Source organism: Dietzia sp. 2505, from assembly GCF_040546785.1.
GTDB lineage: Bacteria > Actinomycetota > Actinomycetes > Mycobacteriales > Mycobacteriaceae > Dietzia.
This window is the reverse complement of record NZ_JBEPON010000002.1, coordinates 526702-544628: the sequence shown is the minus strand read 5'-3', so window position 1 is coordinate 544628 and position 17927 is coordinate 526702. Positions and strand designations below refer to the sequence as shown.

Here is a 17927-nt window from a genome sequence, read left to right as displayed (position 1 = left end):
CCGGCCACGGGCATCTAAGGTGGACGCCGTGACCGCCGCCCTCGATCTGACCGCAGACCCGGTCGACCTCACCCGCGCCCTCGTCGACATCGCCAGTCCCTCCCGGGAGGAGGCGGCGATCGCCGGTGCCGTCCACACCGCGCTCGCGTCCGTCGTCGCCGGCTTCACGGGCCCGGCCGCCGGGCGGACCGAGCTCGTGCGGGACGGCCACCGCGTCCTGGCCCGTACCTCGAGGGGTTTGCCGACGCGGGTGGTGCTCGCCGGGCATCTCGACACCGTCCCGGTGGCGGACAACGTCCCGTGCAGACTCACGGGTGAGGGAGCCGATCTCGTCCTGCACGGGTGCGGGACCGTCGACATGAAGTCCGGCGATGCCGTGTTCCTCCACCTGTTCGCGACCCTGGCGGACTCCGCAGAGCTCGCGCACGATCTCACGCTGGTGCTGTACGACTGCGAGGAGATCGAGGCCACCGCGAACGGTCTCGGGTTCCTCGAACGCACCCACCGGGACTGGCTCACGGGGGACGTGGCGATCCTCGGCGAGCCCACGGGGGGGCTGATCGAGGCGGGTTGCCAGGGCACCCTCCGGATCCGGGTCCACGCGCGCGGCACCCGGGCGCACTCGGCGCGGAGCTGGTTGGGGGACAACGCCGTGCACCGCCTCGCCCCGGTTCTGGCGGCCCTCGGGGCCTACAACGCGCGATCGGTGGACATCGACGGCTGCGTCTACCGGGAGGGGCTGCAGGCCGTGCGGATGTCCGCCGGCGTGGCCGGCAACACGGTCCCGGACGAGGCGTGGCTCGACGTCAACTTCCGGTTCGCGCCGGACCGGGACACCGACGCCGCCCTCGCGCACGCCCTCGACGCGCTCGGGTTGACCGGGTCCGGCCGGGTCCCCGCCGGCGGCGAGCCGCCGAGCGACCACGGTCTGTACTGGGAACTCACCGACCTGTCCCCGGGAGCGCTGCCCGGTCTCGGTGCCCCGGCCGCGGCCGAGCTGGTGCGGGCGGCAGGCGGGCGGGTACGGGCCAAGTACGGGTGGACCGACGTGTCACGGTTCGCCGCCCTGGGTGTCCCCGCCGTCAATCTCGGACCGGGCGACCCCGGCCTGGCGCACACACGGGACGAGCACTGCCCGGCCACCCAGATCACCGAGGTGGTCGAGGTGCTCCGCGCCTACCTCACCACCTCCGGCTGACCCCGGACCCGACACGACCCGGACCCGACACGACCCGGACCCCGCGAGCACGGAGACCACGAGCCCGGCCCCACCCCAGTAGGAGAACACCCCTGATGGCACCGAACGATTCAGTACACCTGCGCGGCCCGCTCCTCCTGCGACGGGACAAGGGCGGCGATCGCACGACCACCGACCAACGGCTCCTGGACACCAACCAGGACACCGACTGGTTGCACACCGACCCGTGGCGGGTCCTGCGCATCCAGAGCGAGTTCGTCAACGGGTTCGGCGCGCTCGCGGAACTGCCCGACGCGGTGAGCGTCTTCGGCTCGGCGCGGACCCGTCCGGGGGATCCCGCCTACGAACAGGCGGTGGAGCTGGGGCGGGCGCTCGCGGAGGCGGGTTACGCGGTGGTCACGGGCGGCGGACCGGGTCAGATGGAGGCGGCCAACAAGGGCGCGTGGGAGGCGGACGGTGAGTCCGTGGGCCTGGGGATCGAGCTGCCCATGGAACAGGGGATCAACCGCTGGGTGGACCTGGGGCTGCACTTCCGCTACTTCTTCGTCCGCAAGACGATGTTCGTCAAGTACACGCAGGCGTTCGTCTGCACCCCGGGCGGCTTCGGCACCCTGGACGAGTTCTTCGAGGCCATCACCCTGGTCCAGACCGACAAGATCACCCGGTTCCCGATCGTGCTACTGGGAGTGGATTTCTGGACCCCACTGGTGGACTGGATCCGGGGGACCCTGGTCGAGCAGGGGATGATCTCGGGGTCCGACCTCGACCTGTTCCTGGTCACCGACTCCGTGGCCGAGACGGTGGAGTACATCCGCGAGGCGCACCACCGGGCAGCGTTGACCGCCGAACAGCGGGAAGACCTGTACGGCGAGGAACACCGGGGGGTCGAGCGTTGATGGCACCCGTTCCCGGACGCAGGGTCTGCGTCTACTGCGCCTCCTCGACCCACGATCCCGGGTTGCTGGGGATCGCCGCCGAGGTGGGCAGCGGGATCGCCCGACGTGGGTGGTCCCTGGTCTCCGGTGGCGGCAACGTGTCCATGATGGGCGCCGTCGCCGAGGCGGCGCGGGACGGCGGAGCCCGGACCGTCGGCGTCATCCCGGAGGGGCTGCGGGTCCGAGAGGTGGCCGATACCGCTGCGGACGAGCTGGTGGTGGTCACCACGATGAGGGAACGCAAGCGCGAGATGGAGGAGCGATCCGACGCGTTCCTGACCCTGCCCGGGGGGATCGGCACGATGGAGGAGATGTTCGAGGTGTGGACGTCCGCCTCGCTCGGGTTCCACCACAAACCGGTCGTGCTCTACGACCCGATCGGCTTCTACCGACCACTACTGGACTGGGTCGGCGGGCTCGTCGAGTCCGGGCTGGTCAAGCCGCAGGCGTTCGACAGTCTCGTGGTATGTGACGACCTGGAGGCGGCGCTCGACGCCTGCGGAGGCCCGCGGTGACGCCACCACCGGTCGCGATCCCGCACCCCACGCTCTGTGGCCGCGCCGTCCCGGTGGACCGACCCCTGGTGATGGCGATCGTCAACCGCACGCCGGACTCCTTCTACGACCGTGGAGCGAGTTTCACCGACGTGGCGGCGATGCGCCGGGTCGACCGGTGCGTGGCGGACGGCGCGGACATCCTCGACATCGGTGGCGTCAAGGCGGGTCCGGGTGAGCAGGTGGACGCCGGGGAAGAACTCCGGCGGGTGGTGCCCTTCATCGAGGCGGTCCGGGACAGACACCCGGGCGTGGTCATCTCAGTGGACACCTGGCGTGGGTCGGTCGCACGACGCGCTCTGGCCGCCGGCGCCGATCTGGTCAACGACACCTGGGCGGGGCACGATCCCGAGGTGCTGACCGCCGCCGGTGAGGCGGGAGCGGGGTTCGTGTGCTCCCACACCGGGGGTGCGGTCCCGCGCACCCGGCCCTTCCGGGTGGGTTACCCCGATGTCGTCCTCGACGTGGTCTCGGAACTGTCCGCTGCCGCCGAACGGGCCCTCGCCGCCGGGGTCCCCGCGGACGGGATACTGGTCGACCCCACCCACGACTTCGGCAAGAACACCTTCCACGGCCTGGAACTCCTGCGACGGATGGACGAGATCGTGGCCCTCGGCCATCCCGTCCTGATGGCACTGAGCAACAAGGACTTCATCGGCGAGACCCTGGACGCGGGAATCGACGACCGCGCGGAGGGCACCCTGGCGGCGACCTCCGTCGCGACGATGATGGGCGCCCGCGTGTTCCGCACCCACGACGTGCGTGCGACTCGCCGCTCGGTGGAGATGGTGGCCTCCATCATGGGAACCCGCCCACCTGCGCGAACTGTCCGCGGGCTCGCCTGACTCGGGCAGGTCCACCGCCAAGAGGCGTGTGCCAGACTGGAGGCCCGGCCCGGACCAGAGGAGAGGCTCGCGCGCATGCTCACCATCGTCATCTATGTGGTGGTCACCCTGATCGTTGCGGCGGCGCTCTACGCCCTGTCGATCGTGGTCTTCGGCCGTTCCGAGCCACTGCCGGCGGTGGCGCGGGGACACACGGTCACGATGCTCCCCGAAGGGCCGCTCACCGGGGACGATCTGCGATCGGTCCGATTCGGGATATCCGCGCGGGGGTACACGATGTCCGAGGTCGACTGGGCGCTCGAGGAGGCGGCCACGGAGATCGACCGGCTCCGCGCCCGACTCGCCGGTGAGGGAAACGCCGGGGAGGCCTCCGACGGGGCGGACCCAGAACGCGCTCCCGCGTCCGGGCACGGTGTGACGCGCTAGAATCAGCAACATCCACTCAGCAACACCGCACGTGGGCCCGGCCGTCCTCACAGGACGCGGCCTACTGCCAAGGACGAAGGGAATCGACCCGATGGCGGCTATGAAGCCCAGGACCGGTGACGGACCGATGGAAGCGGCCAAGGAGGGCCGCGGGATCGTCATGCGCGTCCCTCTCGAGGGTGGCGGACGCCTCGTCGTGGAGTTGACCCCCGACGAGGCGAAGTCGCTCGGTGCGGAGCTGACCCAGGCCATCTCCTGACCGTTCTCTGCTCCTGCGGATCGACGCACCCGGCCCACGCGGCGGGTGCGTCGATTCTGTTCCACGGAAGGTTCCCCCGATGTCCGAGGTCCCCTCGCGTCCCCTGCCCACCGTCCGTGTAGTCCGCGGACCGGACCCCGCCACCGGGTGGGCGCTGAGCACCCGTTCCCCGGAGAAGGGCGGGACCCTCCGAGGGCGCCCCGCGGAGGCGCGGAGCACCGTGGTCGACGGGCGGCCGGCGGTGGAGGTCGAGGTCGACGCGACGGCCCCCCGGCCCGGTTGGTCGGGCGCGGTCGACATCGGGATCGGCTACCGCCGTGCGGGTGCGGCGGTGGCCAGGCACCTTCGCGATGCGGGTAGGAGCGGGGAGATATCGGTCCGGGCTCCCGGGGCCGTCCCGGTCGATCGCGTCGGCGACCTGGTGTTGGGATACCTCCTGGGCGCCCGCGGTCAGGACGTCTTCGCCGCCGACCCGGTGCCGGTGGCGCCGGACCTGGTGGTGCGGGTCCCGCCAGGATCAGGGGAGGACGACGACGACGAGGTGGGCGTCCGCGCCGCGGTCGCCGCGGCCGAGCAGGCCGCCCGCGCCACCGCCCTGGCCCGCGACCTCGCGGGCGCGCCCGCGGATCTCAAGACCCCGGAGTGGCTCGTGTCCCGGATGTCCGGGGTACTGACCGCCGCCGGGATGCGGACCCGGGTGCTTGCGGGCGACGATCTTGTCGACGGCGGTTTCGGTGGTGTCCTCGCGGTGGGCGGCGGCTCGGCCGCGACGCCCCGCGTCCTGGTGGCGCGTCGCCCCGGCCCCGGCCCGCGGGTGCTCCTGGTGGGCAAGGGCATCACCTTCGACACCGGTGGGATCTCGGTCAAGCCGGCGGAGGGGATGCACCTCATGCGCACCGACATGGCGGGCTCGGCCGCCGTGGTGGCGGCGGCGGCCGCCTACTGCGCTGACACAGATGGCCCGTACGCGGCCCTCGACGTGACCGTCGTGGTCCCGTCGGCGGAGAACATGCTCTCCGGGTCCGCCTATCGCCCCGGGGACGTGGTCACCCACGTGGGCGGCACGACGTCCGAAGTCACCAACACCGACGCGGAAGGTCGGATGGTGTTGGCCGACGCGTTGGCGCACGGGATCGTCGAGTGCGACCCGGACGTGGTCGTGGACGTGGCCACCCTCACCGGGGCGATGAAGGTCGCGCTCGGGATGCGGACCGGTGCGGTCATGGCGACGGACGACGACCTCGCGGACCGGGTGTCCGCGGCGGGCGCGGCGGCGGGGGAGCGGTGGTGGAGGCTCCCGCTGCCCGACGATCTGCGCCGGGCCGTCGACTCCGGGGTCGCGGACCGACGGCAGGCGCCCCCGGGGCCCGGCGCCATCACCGCGGCCCTCTTCCTCGAGGGCTTCGTCGACGGACGACCGTGGGCCCACCTCGACATCGCCGGCCCAGCGCGGTCGCCGGAGGAGATCGACGAGGTCGGGCCGGTGGCGACCGGATTCGCCACCCGGACCCTGGTGGGACTGCTCCGGGATCTCGTCGACCGGCCGCGGCGGTGATCCCGGCGCCGCCCGCGCTCGCCAGGACGATCCCGTTATTGCGCTGCCCGCTCTGCGGGGACCGGCTGAGGCCGACCGAGGCCGACGTGGTGTGCGGCGGCGGGCATTCGTTCGATCGCGCACGCGGTGGTCATCTGACCCTCCTCGGCGCGCGGGGGCGCCGGTTCCCCGGGGACTCGGTGGAGCAGGTCGCCGCCCGCGAGAGGGTTCTCGGCCACGGGGTGTTCGACGGGGTCGCCGACGCTCTGGCCGAGGTGGCGAGCGGTGCGGTCGGCGCGGTCGCCCGCCCCGTGCTCCTGGACTCCGGTGCCGGGACGGGGTTCTACCTCGACCGTGTCGTCGATGCGCTGGACCGGAGTGTCGCGACGGGTGGGGACGCCGCGGACGCGGCCGGGGGTCCACTCGGGATCGGCACCGAGCTCTCCGTGGCCGCCGCGCGTCGGCTGGCCCGCGTCAATCCCCTCGTCGCGGCGTTGGTCGTCGACACCTGGGACGGTCTTCCACTCCGGGACGGCAGTGTCGATCTGGTCCAGGTGGTCTTCGCGCCGAGGAACCCCGCCGAGTTCGCGCGGGTCCTCCGCCCGGGCGGGACACTCGTCGTCGCGGTCCCGGGCCCGGGTCATCTCGAGCCCCTGCGGACGCGCGCCGGGATGCTCGCACCCGCGGCGGACAAGGCCGAGCGGCTGGACACCCACCTGGCCGTCGGGTTCGACCCCGGCCCGGTGCGGGTGGTCGATCTCACCACCACGGTTCCCGCCCCGATCGCCGCGGACCTGGCCCTCATGGGCCCCAGTGGGGTCCACCTGGGCAGGGCCGGGGTCGAGCGGGCGATCGGGTCCAGCGACCTCACGGTCCGAGTCCACGTCGAGGTGCGGACGTTCCGCAGGTCTCTACAGGAGTGAATAGCTCTACAGGAGTGAGGCGTACATCGCGTGGGTCTGCTCGGCGATCGCCTCCCACGCGAACCGGGTCCGGGCCCGCTCCTGCCCGGCACGGCCGTACCCGGCGGCCTTCCCCGGATCGACTACGAGGTCGTTGACCGCGGCCGCGAGACCGGCCTCGAAGGCGTCGGGGTCCGACTCGTCGTAGTGGACGAGGGTGCCGGTCTCGCCGTCGACGACCACCTCCGGGATCCCTCCGACATCGGAGGCGACGACGGCGGTGTCGCACGCCATGGCCTCGAGGTTGACGATCCCGAGGGGTTCGTACACCGACGGGCACGCGAACACCGTGGCGGCGGAGAGGATCTCGATGACGTCCTCGCGCGGAAGCATGTCGCGGAGCCAGAAGACGCCGTCACGAGTGGACTGCAGTTCGGCGACCAGGGTTTCCATCTCGGCGGCGATCTCGGGGGTGTCCGGGGCGCCCGCGCAGAGCACGAGCTGGGCGTCGGGGTGGAAATCACGGGCGGCGCGGACCAGGTGGGGCACACCCTTCTGCCGAGTGATGCGACCGACGAACGCCACGATCGGACGGTCCGGGTCGACACCGTGCCGGCGGAGGACGGACTCCTCCCCGGCGAACGTCTCGACCGGTGACCAGACCGAGGTGTCGATGCCGTTGAGGATCACGTGGATCTTCTCCGGGTCGATCTCGGGGTAGACGCGCAGGATCTCGTCCTTCATCCGTGCACTCACCGCGACCACGGCGTCCGCGTGGGCGAAGGCGTTGCGCTCGGACCACGACGAGACGCGGTAGCCGCCACCGAGCTGCTCGGCCTTCCAGGGTCGGCTGGGCTCGAGCGAGTGCGCGGACACCACGTGGGGGATTCCGTACAGCTCCCCTGCGAGGTGGCCGGCCAGGCCCGCGTACCAGGTGTGGGAGTGGACGATGTCCGCACCCTCCGCCGCGACGCACATGCGCAGACCCGCGGACAGGGTCTTGATCGCCGGGTTGGCGTCCTCACCCAGCTCCGGATCGGGCCGGAACGCCCGGGCGGTGTCACGGTCCGCGCCCATGCACAGGACGTCGACCTCACATAGCGGCCGCAGTGTGGCCACCAGTTCGGTCACGTGGACCCCCGCCCCGCCGTAGACCTCCGGTGGGTACTCCCTCGTCATCATCGCTACTCGCACACCGGTCAACCTAGCCTCCAGGGGCGTCCGCGGGACCGTTGCGGGTGAACCCCGCCCGACCACGGGGTGTCAGCACGGGGCGGTGCGGGGGGAAGTCCCGTGATGGTCCGTGGCCGCGGCCCGGATGTCGTTACGGTGGGGGGGTGAGGAACCAGCCGCACGTCCTAGCAATCGTTCTCGCCGGCGGCGAGGGCAAGCGCCTCTTCCCGCACACCGCGGACCGCGCCAAACCGGCGGTGCCGTTCGGCGGGTCGTACAGGTTGATCGACTTCGTACTGAGCAATCTCGTCAACGCCGGCTTCATGCGGATCTGCGTCCTCACGCAGTACAAGTCGCACTCGCTCGACCGGCACATCTCCCAGGTGTGGCACATGAGCGGGATGGGGGGCGAGTACATCACCCCCGTTCCCGCGCAGCAGCGGCTCGGACCGCGGTGGTACACCGGTTCGGCGGACGCCATCCTGCAGTCGTTGAACCTGGTCCACGACGAGAAGCCGGACCACATCGTCGTCTTCGGGGCTGATCACGTCTACCGCATGGACCCCCGTCAGATGCTCGACCATCACATCGCCACGGGGGCCGCGGTCACGGTCGCCGGGATCCGGGTCCCCCGCAGTGAGGCCTTCGCCTTCGGCTGCATCGACGCGGGGGACGACGACCTGATCCGGGACTGGGTCGAGAAGCCCTCCGATCCGCCCGGGACGCCGGACGACCCGGATGCGACGTTCGCCTCGATGGGCAACTACATCTTCACGACGGAGGCACTGGTCACCGCACTGAAGGCGGACGCGGAGAAGCCGGATTCCACCCACGACATGGGCGGGGACATCATCCCCGCATTGGTGGAACAGGAACGCGCGTACGTCTACGACTTCGCGCGCAACCGGGTCCCGGGCGAGACGGAGCGCGACCGGGGGTACTGGCGGGACGTGGGGACCATCGACGCGTTCTACGACGCGCATGTGGACCTGGTCTCCGTGCACCCGGTGTTCAATCTCTACAACAACCTGTGGCCGATCCGGACCCAGCAGGACAACCTGCCGCCCGCCAAGTTCGTCAACGGTGGCATGTCCCAGGAGTCGATGGTGGGGGCGGGAACGATCATCTCCGCGGCCACCGTGCGCAACTCCGTGGTCTCGAACAACGTGGTCGTCGAGGACGGGGCCGTGGTGGAGGGCAGCGTGCTCATGCCCGGTGTACGGATCGGCCGCGGAGCCGTGGTGCGCAGGGCGATCGTCGACAAGAACTGCCAGATCGGTCCCGGCGACGTGATCGGCGTGGATCACGAGCGCGACCGGCTCCGGTTCCCCATCAGTGCGGGCGGAGTGGTGAGCGTGTCCAAGAACTCCGTCACGTCGCTGCCCGGCTGAGTCGCCGGCCGGATCCGGTCCGCGGTTCGCCGCGATCAGGCGCGCGGGCTCAGAGTGCGACCACGGTCAACCCGCCGCCGACGGGCAGCACGGTGACGTGCGCGTGTCCCGGCAGGTCCGCGTCATCCGGGAGCGGTGCGTGCTCACCGATCAGGACCAGCGCGCCGCCGGGACGCAACAGTTGGTGAGCACGGGACACCACCCGGGAGACCGAGTGATCCGGGACATCGGCGACGAGCAGGTCGTATGCGCCGTCGGCGAGTTTGTCGGCCACCTCCAGCGGACGCGCCGCGATGTAGCGGGCGGCGGACGCGGGGTGTCCTGCCGCGCGGAGGGCGGTTCGGGCCGCCTCCAGGTGATGGGGATCGTCGGTGATGCAGGTGACCACCGTCCCGGAGCCCTGCCCGGCTGCCGCCAGGATCGCCAGGGCCGGCACGCCGGGGGCGGGCGAGATGCACACCGCGGTACGGGCTCCGGTCAGTCGGGCGACCAGCCGGATCGCCTCGGCGGTCAGCGCGTCCGGAGAGGCGGCACCCAGTTCGGCCGCGTCCGCACGGGCGGGGGCGTAGAGCGAGTCGTCGACCAGTTCGGTGCTGCGGCGCGCGAGGTCGGCGAGCCGGGAACGGTCGGAGGCGGGGACGTCAGTCGAATCGGACACCCGAGCAGCGTATCGCCGCGCACGCGGACGACGTGTCCAACGCGCGGTGATCGGATCGGTATGAGACTCTCAGGGGGATCTCAGTACGGGTATACCGTGAGGACAGCCCGATGAGAGAGGGTGGGCACACGTCGTTCCACGAGGGGACGACGGAACACCGCGCGGACGACTTGCGAGGAGCCCGCGCCGGAAGGCGGCGGCAGCGCATGTACTCGCAGACGGTGCACGAGACGGTGATCGCTCCCGGCGGTGACCACGACGAGGCGGTCGGTACCGCCCGCTTCGACGCGAGTGGCGACGCCGCCGACATGCCCTCCTGGTCCCAGCTCGTCGCTCAGCACGGGGACAGGGTCTACAGGCTGGCCTTCCGGCTCTGCGGCAACGCCCACGACGCGGAGGACATCACCCAGGAGGCGTTCATCCGGGTGTTCAGGTCCCTGGACAAGTACAAGCCGGGCACTTTCGAGGGGTGGATGCACCGGATCGTCACCAACCTCTTCCTCGACATGGCGCGGCGTCGGTCGCGCATCCGCTTCGAGGCGCTCCCGGAGGACGCCGAGCGGGTGCCGGGCCGCGAGCGCAGTCCGGAGCAGGTCCTGTCCGAGGAGACCTTCGACCCGGTCCTGCAGACCGCCCTGGCCAACCTCTCCCCGGAGTTCCGCGCGGCGGTGGTGCTGTGCGACATCGAGGACCTCAGCTACGAGGAGGTCGGCCGCATCCTCGGAGTGAAGATGGGGACGGTCCGCAGCCGCATCCACCGGGGTCGTTCCGCGTTGCGTGCCGAGCTCGAGGCGGCCGGTGTGACCGGGGTCCAACAGGGCATCGACTGATCCCCCTGGAGCTCCCGGGAACCGCCGGAGCATCCCGTGCGTTGATCATCCCGGGCGGTCAGAGCCCGGCCCCGAGGGCACACGGACGAGGAGGCGCGAGGGTGGACCGACACCATTCAGGACGCGGGTCCACCCCCGAGTACCGGTTGTCGCGGGACTCGGTCCGTGAGGTCGCCGGGGCCACCCCACCTCCCCGCTCCGAACCGCACTTCCTCTCCACCGACCACCTCTCCACCGAAGCGGCGGCAGCGTACGTGGACGGCTGTCTTCCGCCCGCGGGCCAGGTCCGCGCGGACGCCCATCTCGCGCAGTGCCCGCAGTGTCGCCGCGAGGTGGCCGAGCAGCAGGACGCACGTCGCGCGCTGCGCGGTTCCGGGCCGATCCACATGCCGGGGGATCTTCGGGAACGCCTCCGTCTCCTCGGGGAGGGCCCGGCTCAGGAACCCACAGCGGCCCCGGTGCCCCCGTCGACGAGCAGGTGGTCGAGGCTCCTGCGCCGCCTGCGTTCGTCCGGCCGTTAGGCTGGGGCGCGTGGAGGACGAGACTGGTGTGCCCGGACCGGCGGGGCGGGGCGTGGACCCTGACCGACCGCTCCGTGAGCCGGCCCCGATCCACAAGCCCGACGTGGACCGGGCCTCCGCCGAGCGCTTCTCCCGACCGCCCGGGGTCACCGGGGGAGTCGACCCCCGGCGTCCGCAGGCTCCGGTCGATCACTCCGCTCCAGACCTACCCATTGGCCCGGACCGGTCCTCTGGCCCGGACCGGTCCTCTGGCCCGGACCGGTCCTCCGGCCCGGAGGGGCACCGCGACGCCGATCCGGCCCTGGCCGCCGCGTTCGGCCCGTCCCCGGACACCACTGGCGGTATCGAGCGGCACCCGAGCTGGCAGGACCGGGTCGAGATGCCGCAACCCGCACCGCCCGACCCCTGGCGTGATCCCCACGCGCCGGTCGGCTTCGGGGCTCCCGCCGTGCAGGCGGCGCAGGAGCCCCGACCGGAAGACCTGTCGGGAGCCGCCGAGCCCCCGCCGCCGAGGCTCTCGCTCTCCGAGGCCCTGTTCGAACGCCGACTGAGCAGGCAGGCGCTGGCAGGGGCGACCGCCGCCGTCGCCGTCATCGCCCTGGTGGCCGGGGGGATCGGCGCGGTCGTGGCCGATTCCGCCCGCGTCCTCACCACGTCGACGGTCCGGATCGCCGACGCACCGGTGAACGTCCTCCGGCCCGACAACCCGGTCGGCGAGGTCGCGCAGCGCGTCCAGCCGGCAGTGGTCAACATCCAGGTCTCGACGCCCTCGGCGCGGGGTGAGGGCTCCGGCATCGTCATAGACCCGCAGGGTTACATCGTCACCAACAACCACGTCGTCACCATGGACGGGGCCGCGGACAGGGCGGACATCGACGTCGTCTTCCCGGACGGGTCCAGGGCGTCGGCCGAGTTGGTCGGCCGCGACCCGGCGACGGACCTCGCGGTCCTCAAGGTGGAGGACGTCCAGAACCTCACGGTGGCGACACTCGGCGATTCCGACCGTGTCGAGGTGGGTGAGCAGGTCGTGGCGATCGGCTCGCCGCTCGGCCTGGCCCGGACGGTCACCGAGGGCATCGTGTCGGCCACCCAGCGGCCGATCGCCCTGGGAGAGTCGACCTCCGACGGGGACGTCGTCATCGACGCCATCCAGACGGACGCGGCGATCAACCCCGGTAACTCGGGCGGGCCGCTCATCGACGCCAGCGGGGCGGTGATCGGGATCAACACCTCGATCTTCACCCAGAGCGGCGGATCGATCGGGCTCGGTTTCGCGATCCCCGTCAACGACGTGCGCGCCATCGCGTCCTCCCTCATGACCGACGGATCGGTGCGACACGCCACCATCGGGGTGAACGCTCGCAAGGCGGACAACGGCAACGTGGAGGGCGCGGAACTCGTCAACGTCCGGGAGGGTTCCCCCGCGCTCGAAGCGGGCCTGCGAGAGGGCGACGTGGTGACGAGGATCGGTGAACGCCGTGTGCGTTCCTCCGACGAGCTCATCGTGGCCGTCCGACGCGCGGGCGCGGACAACGACGTCCCCGTCGAGGTCATCCGCGACGGTGCACGGATCGAGGTGACCGTCCGGCCAGTCCTCGCCTGACCCGCTCGGGGCCGGCAGGTCGGGATGGCGGTGGCCCGTCGTCCGAGGTCGTGGTGCCGCTCGGTGCCGGGACGACGTATCCTCGGAGGCGATGTTCACTAACGTGGGGTGGTCCGAGCTGCTGGTGCTCGGCGTGATCGCGCTCGTGGTCCTGGGGCCCGAGCGCCTACCCGAGGCCGCCCGCTGGCTCGCCTCGGCGATCCGCAAGGTCAAGGACTTCGCGGGGACCGCCCAACAGCAGCTCCGTGACGACTACGGGGCCGACTTCGAGGAGTTCCGCGAGCCGCTCAAACAGCTGAGCGACCTGAGGGGCATGAGCCCCCGCGCGATGGTGACCAAGCACCTCCTTGACGGCGACGACTCCTTGTTCACGGGGGACTTCGGCGCGGCCGCGCCCGCGGGACGACCACGATCGACGGGGCCCCAGGCGGCCGGGCCCCAGGCGGCCGGGCCACAGGCGGGCGGGCCACAGCCGGCCGGGCCCCAGGCGGCCGGGCCACAGGCGGGCGGGCCACAGCCGGCCGGGCCACAGGCGGGCGGGCCACAGCCGGCCGGGCCCCAGGCGGCCGGGCCACAGGCGGCCGGGCCGGCCTCTCCGACCGCACCCACCCAGCCGATGCCGGGCACCGCTCCGACCTGGGACACGGACGCCACCTGAGAGGCCGCGTCCCGTCGCGCTGATGTGGCGGCCGCAGTCCCGGCGAGGACGCCCGCAGTCCCGGTGAGGACGCGGGAGCCGCTCCGAGATCCGGCGGTCAGGGGTGGCGGTCAGAGGTGGCGCGTGGTGTCGATCCCGAGGTTCATCCCCGCCAGTCCGCGCGGCCGGACGGCGAGGCCGTCCGCGATCTCCCTGTACGCCCGGCCGGACGGCGAATCCGGCTCCGCCAGCACTATCGGGGTGCCCTCGTCGCCGTGCTCCCGGACGGCCTGCTCGAGCGGCACCTGACCGAGGAGGCGCACCGGCGCCCCCACCGAACGGGACAGGTTCGCCGCGACCTCGGCTCCACCGCCGGTGCCGAAGACGTCCATTCGGGTGCCGTCGGGGAGTTCTAGCCACGACATGTTCTCGATGACGCCCGCGATCCGCTGACGGGTCTGGAGGGCGATCGAACCCGCCCGCTCGGCCACCTCGGCGGCGGCCTGCTGCGGTGTGGTCACCACGAGGATCTCCGCCGACGGGATGAGCTGGGCGATCGAGATGGCGACGTCTCCCGTCCCCGGCGGCAGGTCCATCAGCAGCACGTCGAGGTCGCCCCAGTACACGTCGGCCAGAAACTGCTGGAGGGCGCGGTGCAGCATGGGGCCACGCCACACCACCGGGGTGTTCCCCTTGGTGAACTGGGCGATCGAGATGACCTTGACGTCGTGCGCGACCGGCGGCAGGATCATCTGCTCGACCTGGGTGGGCCGGGCATCGGTGCCCAGCATGCGGGGAATCGAGTGGCCGTAGATGTCCGCGTCGAGAACGCCCACGGACAGTCCACGGGACGCGAGCGCCGTCGCGAGGTTGACGGTGGCGGTGGACTTGCCCACGCCCCCCTTGCCCGAAGCGACCGCGTACACCCGGGTGAGGTTCCCCGGCTGGGCGAACGGGATGACGGGTTCGGCCGCGTCGCCACGGAGATGCTTGCGCAGCTCCGTGCGCTGCTCGTCGTTCATCACGTCGAGTTCGACAACGACCTCGCCCACACCGGCGACGTCCGAGACCGCGGAGCGGACCCGGTCGGTGATCGTGTCCCGCATCGGGCAGGTGGCCACCGTCAGGTAGATGCCTATCTCGACCCGGCCGGACCCCTCGTCGATGTCGACGCCCTTGATCATGCCGAGCTCCGTGAGCGGCTTTCTGATCTCCGGGTCGTCGACCTTGGCCAGGGCGGCGCGGATCGATTCTTCGCTGGGTGCACTCATGATGCCCCGAGTCTAGGCGTCGGGGTCCGGGCGGGCGATTCAGGCAGGCGGCGGCACGCAGAATGGTGCGATACAGGGGAGTTCGAACACCGGCAGCCCGGGCGGGGCCGGCGCGACCTGGGCCGGCGGCGCAGGCGGACGAGGTGCCGGCGCGTTCTCCGGCGACGGGGACGGAGGCGGCGGCGTGGGTTCTGCGGGGGGAGCCGGCGGTGGGGTCACCTCGGTACATCCGGGCACCGGGGCGGCGGGCTCGCCGGGTCGGCTGGGCTCGGATGCCGCGGTGGGCCGACCCTCCCAGCCCTCCGGACAACGTTCGGGTGTCACGGGGGGTTCCACGATCGGCTTGGGCTTGTGGATCTCCGGCAGGTCCGACGGCAACGGGTAGGAGTTGACGGCGTACCCATGCGCCCAGGCGTTGACGTTGGCCACGTACGCGAGCGAGTTGTTGTAGGCGAGGATCGCCCGGGTGCGGGCCGCGGGGTCACCCATCGAACCGCCCTGTCCACACAGCAGGGTCGCGGCCGCGAGTGCACCGTCGTAGATGTTGTTGGGGTCGGCCACGCCGTCGCCGTTGCCGTCCCGACCCAGCACTGCCCAGGTGGAGGGGATGAACTGCACGGGGCCGACCGCCCGGTCGAACTCCGTGTCGCCGTCGAACCGCCCACCGTCGGTGTCGGTGATGACGGCGGTGCCGGGCAGGGATCCGTCGAGTCGGGGCCCGAGGATGCGGCCGATGGTGTTGCCCTGCGCGTCGAAGCGTCCACGACCCTGGTTGGACTCGACCTGGCCGATACCCGCGAGGAGTGTCCAGTCCATCTCGCACGCGGGATTCTCGATGTTGAGGCGGTCGGTGGCGCGGTGGTAGGCGTCAAGGGCGATGCCGGGGATCCCGAGGGGGCCGTCCGGGATCGTCGCCGGCTCGATGTGTGCGGCGCCGGGGTCGTGGACGTCGCTCGGCGGTGGGGTCTCGGAGGACGGCGTGGCGGCAGTCGATCGGGTCGTCGTCGGATCCTGGGTGGCGGTCTCGGCCGCTTGGACGATGCCCGAGGCCCCGGTGGGCCGACTGTGGTCCATCGTCAGACTCACGGCCGTGAGCACGCCGATCACGCCCGCGGCGACCGCGGCGCTGGTCAGTGCCCGTCGATCAGTGTTGTGCGCGATCTTGCGCAAAGTTCCCCCTACAACGTCCGGACGGTGTCGCGAGCGGAGTGCGTCGCGACATCGCTGCCGTGCTGGTCGACGCTACCTCCGGCCCCTGGTGTCTGAATCGCTTTTGCGGCGTTCGGTGTTACCACCGTCACAACTCTGGTTCGCGAGCAGGGATTCAATGCGCTCGACCGAGTCCCGGAGGTCGTCGAGCTCCCGGCGGAGGTAGTCGCGGGTGACCGTCTCACCCACCGAGAGCCGGACGGAGGCCAGCTCCCGGGCCAGGAACTCGGTGTCCGCCTTGGTCTGGGTGGCCCGTAGGCGGTCCTCCGCGATCGACTCCTTGTCGCGGTCCTCCTGGCGGTTCTGGGCGAGCAGGATGAGGGGTGCGGCGTAGGCGGCCTGGGTGGAGAACGCGAGGTTGAGGAGGATGAACGGATACGGGTCGAACCGCAGCGCCACGACCGTGACGTTGACGAGGATCCAGACGATCACGAGGATCGTCTGGATCAGCAGGTAGTGGCCGGTCCCGAAGAACCGGGCGATGGACTCGCTGTACCGGCCCACGGCGTCCGGGTCGACGCTGATGCGGGGCCGCCGAGAGGTGACGGGTGTGGAGAGCGCGGAGCGTGTGCCCGGTTCGGTCACCGACGTACCTCCCTGTGGTCGTGGAGGTCCATGTCACGCCAGTCCTCGGGGAGCAGGTGGTCGAGGAGGTCGTCCACCGCGACCGCCCCCAGGAGATGGCCCTCGTCGTCCACGACGGGACCACACACTAGGTTATAGGTGGCGAAGAACCTCGTCACCGAGTCCACCGAGTCGGTGGGACGCAGGCTGGACAGGCTGGTGTCCACGGTCTCGGCGACCATCGTCGACGGCAACTCCCTGAGCAGCGCCTGGATGTGGACGCATCCGAGGTACTTGCCCGTCGGGGTGGCCGTGGGGGGTCGGACCACGAAGACGAGGCTCGCCAGCGCCGGGCTCAGGTCGGGATTGCGGCAGTGGGCCAGGGCTTCCGCGACGGTCGTCTGGGGGGACAGGATGATGGGTTCCGGCGTCATGAGCCCGCCGGCGGTGTCCGCGTCGAACGTCAACAGGCGCCGCACGGGAGCGGAGCCGTCCGGATGCATGAGTTCGAGGAAGGACTCGGCGTCCTTCTCCGGCATCTCGCCCAGCAGGTCCGCCGCGTCGTCCGGGTCCATCGCCTCGAGGACGTCCGCGGCCCGTTCGAGTTCGAGCCGGGTCACGATCTCGGTCTGCTCGTCGTGGGGGAGCTCCTGGAGGATGTCCGCGAGTCGTTCGTCGTCGAGGGTGCGGGCCACCTCGAGCCGACGCACCTCGGGGAGTTCACGCAGGGCGTGCGCGACGTCGGCGGGACGGAGATCGGCGTAGTGCTCGACCAGGCTCTCGGCTCCGTGCTCCGGGGTGCCGATGGCGTCGTCGTCGAACCCCTCGATCCGACTCCAGGGCTGGATCGACACCGGCCCCCGACGGCCGAGGGGGCCGCGCCCCCGGCGGGCCCGGACGGCCAGCCTGGAGACGAGCCAGTCGCGGGTGCGCTGCCGCTCGATCTCCACGTCGACGACCTGGTAGCGCGACGTCACCGCGGTGCCGGTCGCCGGGACAGCTGTGGGGCCGATCGTGGAGCCGGGTGCTCCGCGCTCCGGATCGACCCCCACGATCGAGTCCACCAGGGACCCGAGCACGAGGTTCTCACCGGACCTGGCCTGGAACCGGTGCAGGTTGATCGTTCCGGAGATCAGCGCGACCGACCGGGGTTCGACCGAGGCGACCCTGAGCATCGGCACGAAGATCCGCCGCCGGGTGGGCAGTTCCACCACGAGTCCGAGGACCCGGGGTTGCTTGTGCCGGGCGCGCATCGTCACCACGACGTCGCGGATCCGCCCGATGTCGTCCCCGTCAGGGCCGATCACCGGCAGTCCGGCTAGCCTGGCGACGAAAGCCTTGTTGAGGTTCGCCATGCGGACCAGGCTAGTCACCGGGTGGTGCATCACGCCCCGCCCGCACCGGACCGGAGGGAGTG

Annotated in this window: 19 protein-coding genes; 13 read left to right on the top strand and 6 right to left on the bottom strand. The window is 71.5% G+C overall.

Features of this window, described 5'->3' with window-relative positions; all coding sequences use genetic code 11:
* Positions 1 to 28 precede the first annotated feature (28 nt).
* The 8 genes from dapE to ABIE38_RS06195 all read left to right on the top strand — a co-directional run bounded on the left by dapE (position 29) and on the right by ABIE38_RS06195 (position 6674).
* Positions 29 to 1198, top strand: a complete 1170-nt coding sequence (dapE, locus tag ABIE38_RS06230; RefSeq protein WP_502914724.1) for a succinyl-diaminopimelate desuccinylase — start codon at positions 29 to 31, stop codon at positions 1196 to 1198.
* 95 nt (positions 1199 to 1293) lie between these two features.
* Positions 1294 to 2094 carry an LOG family protein gene (locus ABIE38_RS06225; RefSeq protein ID WP_354054530.1) on the top strand — a complete coding sequence of 267 codons (801 nt, stop codon included), beginning with the start codon at positions 1294 to 1296 and terminating at the stop codon, positions 2092 to 2094.
* Positions 2094 to 2648, top strand: a complete 555-nt coding sequence (locus tag ABIE38_RS06220; RefSeq protein WP_354054528.1) for an LOG family protein — start codon at positions 2094 to 2096, stop codon at positions 2646 to 2648. The genes ABIE38_RS06225 and ABIE38_RS06220 overlap by 1 nt, the downstream gene beginning before the upstream one ends.
* Before the next feature lie 71 nt (positions 2649 to 2719).
* On the top strand, positions 2720 to 3532 hold the full coding sequence (gene folP, locus ABIE38_RS06215; protein ID WP_354054801.1) for a dihydropteroate synthase: 813 nt from the start codon (positions 2720 to 2722) through the stop codon (positions 3530 to 3532).
* 75 nt (positions 3533 to 3607) lie between these two features.
* Positions 3608 to 3958, top strand: a complete 351-nt coding sequence (locus ABIE38_RS06210; RefSeq protein WP_354054526.1) for a DivIVA domain-containing protein — start codon at positions 3608 to 3610, stop codon at positions 3956 to 3958.
* 91 nt (positions 3959 to 4049) lie between these two features.
* On the top strand, positions 4050 to 4217 hold the full coding sequence (locus ABIE38_RS06205; protein ID WP_107747298.1) for a DUF3117 domain-containing protein: 168 nt from the start codon (positions 4050 to 4052) through the stop codon (positions 4215 to 4217).
* A gap of 79 nt (positions 4218 to 4296) precedes the next feature.
* Positions 4297 to 5772 (top strand): leucyl aminopeptidase family protein, encoded by a 1476-nt coding sequence (locus ABIE38_RS06200; RefSeq protein ID WP_354054524.1) that lies wholly within the window; start codon positions 4297 to 4299, stop codon positions 5770 to 5772.
* A complete protein-coding gene (locus ABIE38_RS06195) occupies positions 5769 to 6674 on the top strand; it encodes a putative RNA methyltransferase (protein WP_354054522.1) in 906 nt (301 codons plus the stop codon). Before ABIE38_RS06200 ends, ABIE38_RS06195 begins: the two co-directional genes overlap by 4 nt.
* 6 nt (positions 6675 to 6680) lie before the next feature.
* Here the strand turns inward: ABIE38_RS06195 and glgA are convergent, their stop codons facing one another.
* Positions 6681 to 7847 carry a glycogen synthase gene (gene glgA, locus ABIE38_RS06190; RefSeq protein ID WP_354054520.1) on the bottom strand — a complete coding sequence of 389 codons (1167 nt, stop codon included), beginning with the start codon at positions 7845 to 7847 and terminating at the stop codon, positions 6681 to 6683.
* Positions 7848 to 7990: 143 nt separating this feature from the next.
* Between glgA and glgC the strand changes: the two genes are divergently transcribed.
* Positions 7991 to 9217 (top strand): glucose-1-phosphate adenylyltransferase, encoded by a 1227-nt coding sequence (glgC, locus tag ABIE38_RS06185; protein WP_354054518.1) that lies wholly within the window; start codon positions 7991 to 7993, stop codon positions 9215 to 9217.
* 49 nt (positions 9218 to 9266) lie between these two features.
* On the opposite strand, the gene ABIE38_RS06180 is transcribed toward glgC, so the two are convergent.
* Positions 9267 to 9875, bottom strand: coding sequence for an O-methyltransferase (locus tag ABIE38_RS06180; protein WP_354054516.1), 609 nt, complete (start codon positions 9873 to 9875; stop codon positions 9267 to 9269).
* 206 nt (positions 9876 to 10081) lie between these two features.
* Between ABIE38_RS06180 and sigE the strand changes: the two genes are divergently transcribed.
* From sigE to tatB, 4 genes are all read left to right on the top strand, one after another.
* A complete protein-coding gene (gene sigE, locus ABIE38_RS06175; RefSeq protein ID WP_354054800.1) occupies positions 10082 to 10705 on the top strand; it encodes an RNA polymerase sigma factor SigE in 624 nt (207 codons plus the stop codon).
* Between the two features lie 101 nt (positions 10706 to 10806).
* Complete coding sequence (locus ABIE38_RS06170; protein ID WP_354054514.1) at positions 10807 to 11226, top strand: anti-sigma factor family protein; 420 nt, start codon at positions 10807 to 10809, stop codon at positions 11224 to 11226.
* A 10-nt stretch (positions 11227 to 11236) separates the two neighbouring features.
* Complete coding sequence (locus ABIE38_RS06165) at positions 11237 to 12829, top strand: S1C family serine protease (RefSeq protein ID WP_354054512.1); 1593 nt, start codon at positions 11237 to 11239, stop codon at positions 12827 to 12829.
* Between the two features lie 91 nt (positions 12830 to 12920).
* Positions 12921 to 13487, top strand: a complete 567-nt coding sequence (gene tatB, locus ABIE38_RS06160) for a Sec-independent protein translocase protein TatB (RefSeq protein ID WP_354054510.1) — start codon at positions 12921 to 12923, stop codon at positions 13485 to 13487.
* A gap of 110 nt (positions 13488 to 13597) precedes the next feature.
* Here tatB and ABIE38_RS06155 read toward each other — a convergent pair whose 3' ends face one another.
* The 4 genes from ABIE38_RS06155 to ABIE38_RS06140 form a co-directional block, all read right to left on the bottom strand.
* Positions 13598 to 14737, bottom strand: a complete 1140-nt coding sequence (locus ABIE38_RS06155) for an Mrp/NBP35 family ATP-binding protein (RefSeq protein WP_354054508.1) — start codon at positions 14735 to 14737, stop codon at positions 13598 to 13600.
* 39 nt (positions 14738 to 14776) lie between these two features.
* Positions 14777 to 15907 (bottom strand): lytic transglycosylase domain-containing protein, encoded by a 1131-nt coding sequence (locus ABIE38_RS06150; protein WP_354054506.1) that lies wholly within the window; start codon positions 15905 to 15907, stop codon positions 14777 to 14779.
* Positions 15908 to 15979: 72 nt separating this feature from the next.
* Positions 15980 to 16531: a DUF1003 domain-containing protein gene (locus ABIE38_RS06145; protein WP_354054505.1), complete on the bottom strand. Its 552-nt coding sequence runs from the start codon at positions 16529 to 16531 to the stop codon at positions 15980 to 15982.
* Positions 16528 to 17865, bottom strand: coding sequence for a magnesium transporter MgtE N-terminal domain-containing protein (locus ABIE38_RS06140; RefSeq protein WP_354054503.1), 1338 nt, complete (start codon positions 17863 to 17865; stop codon positions 16528 to 16530). Before ABIE38_RS06140 ends, ABIE38_RS06145 begins: the two co-directional genes overlap by 4 nt.
* Positions 17866 to 17927 lie beyond the last annotated feature (62 nt).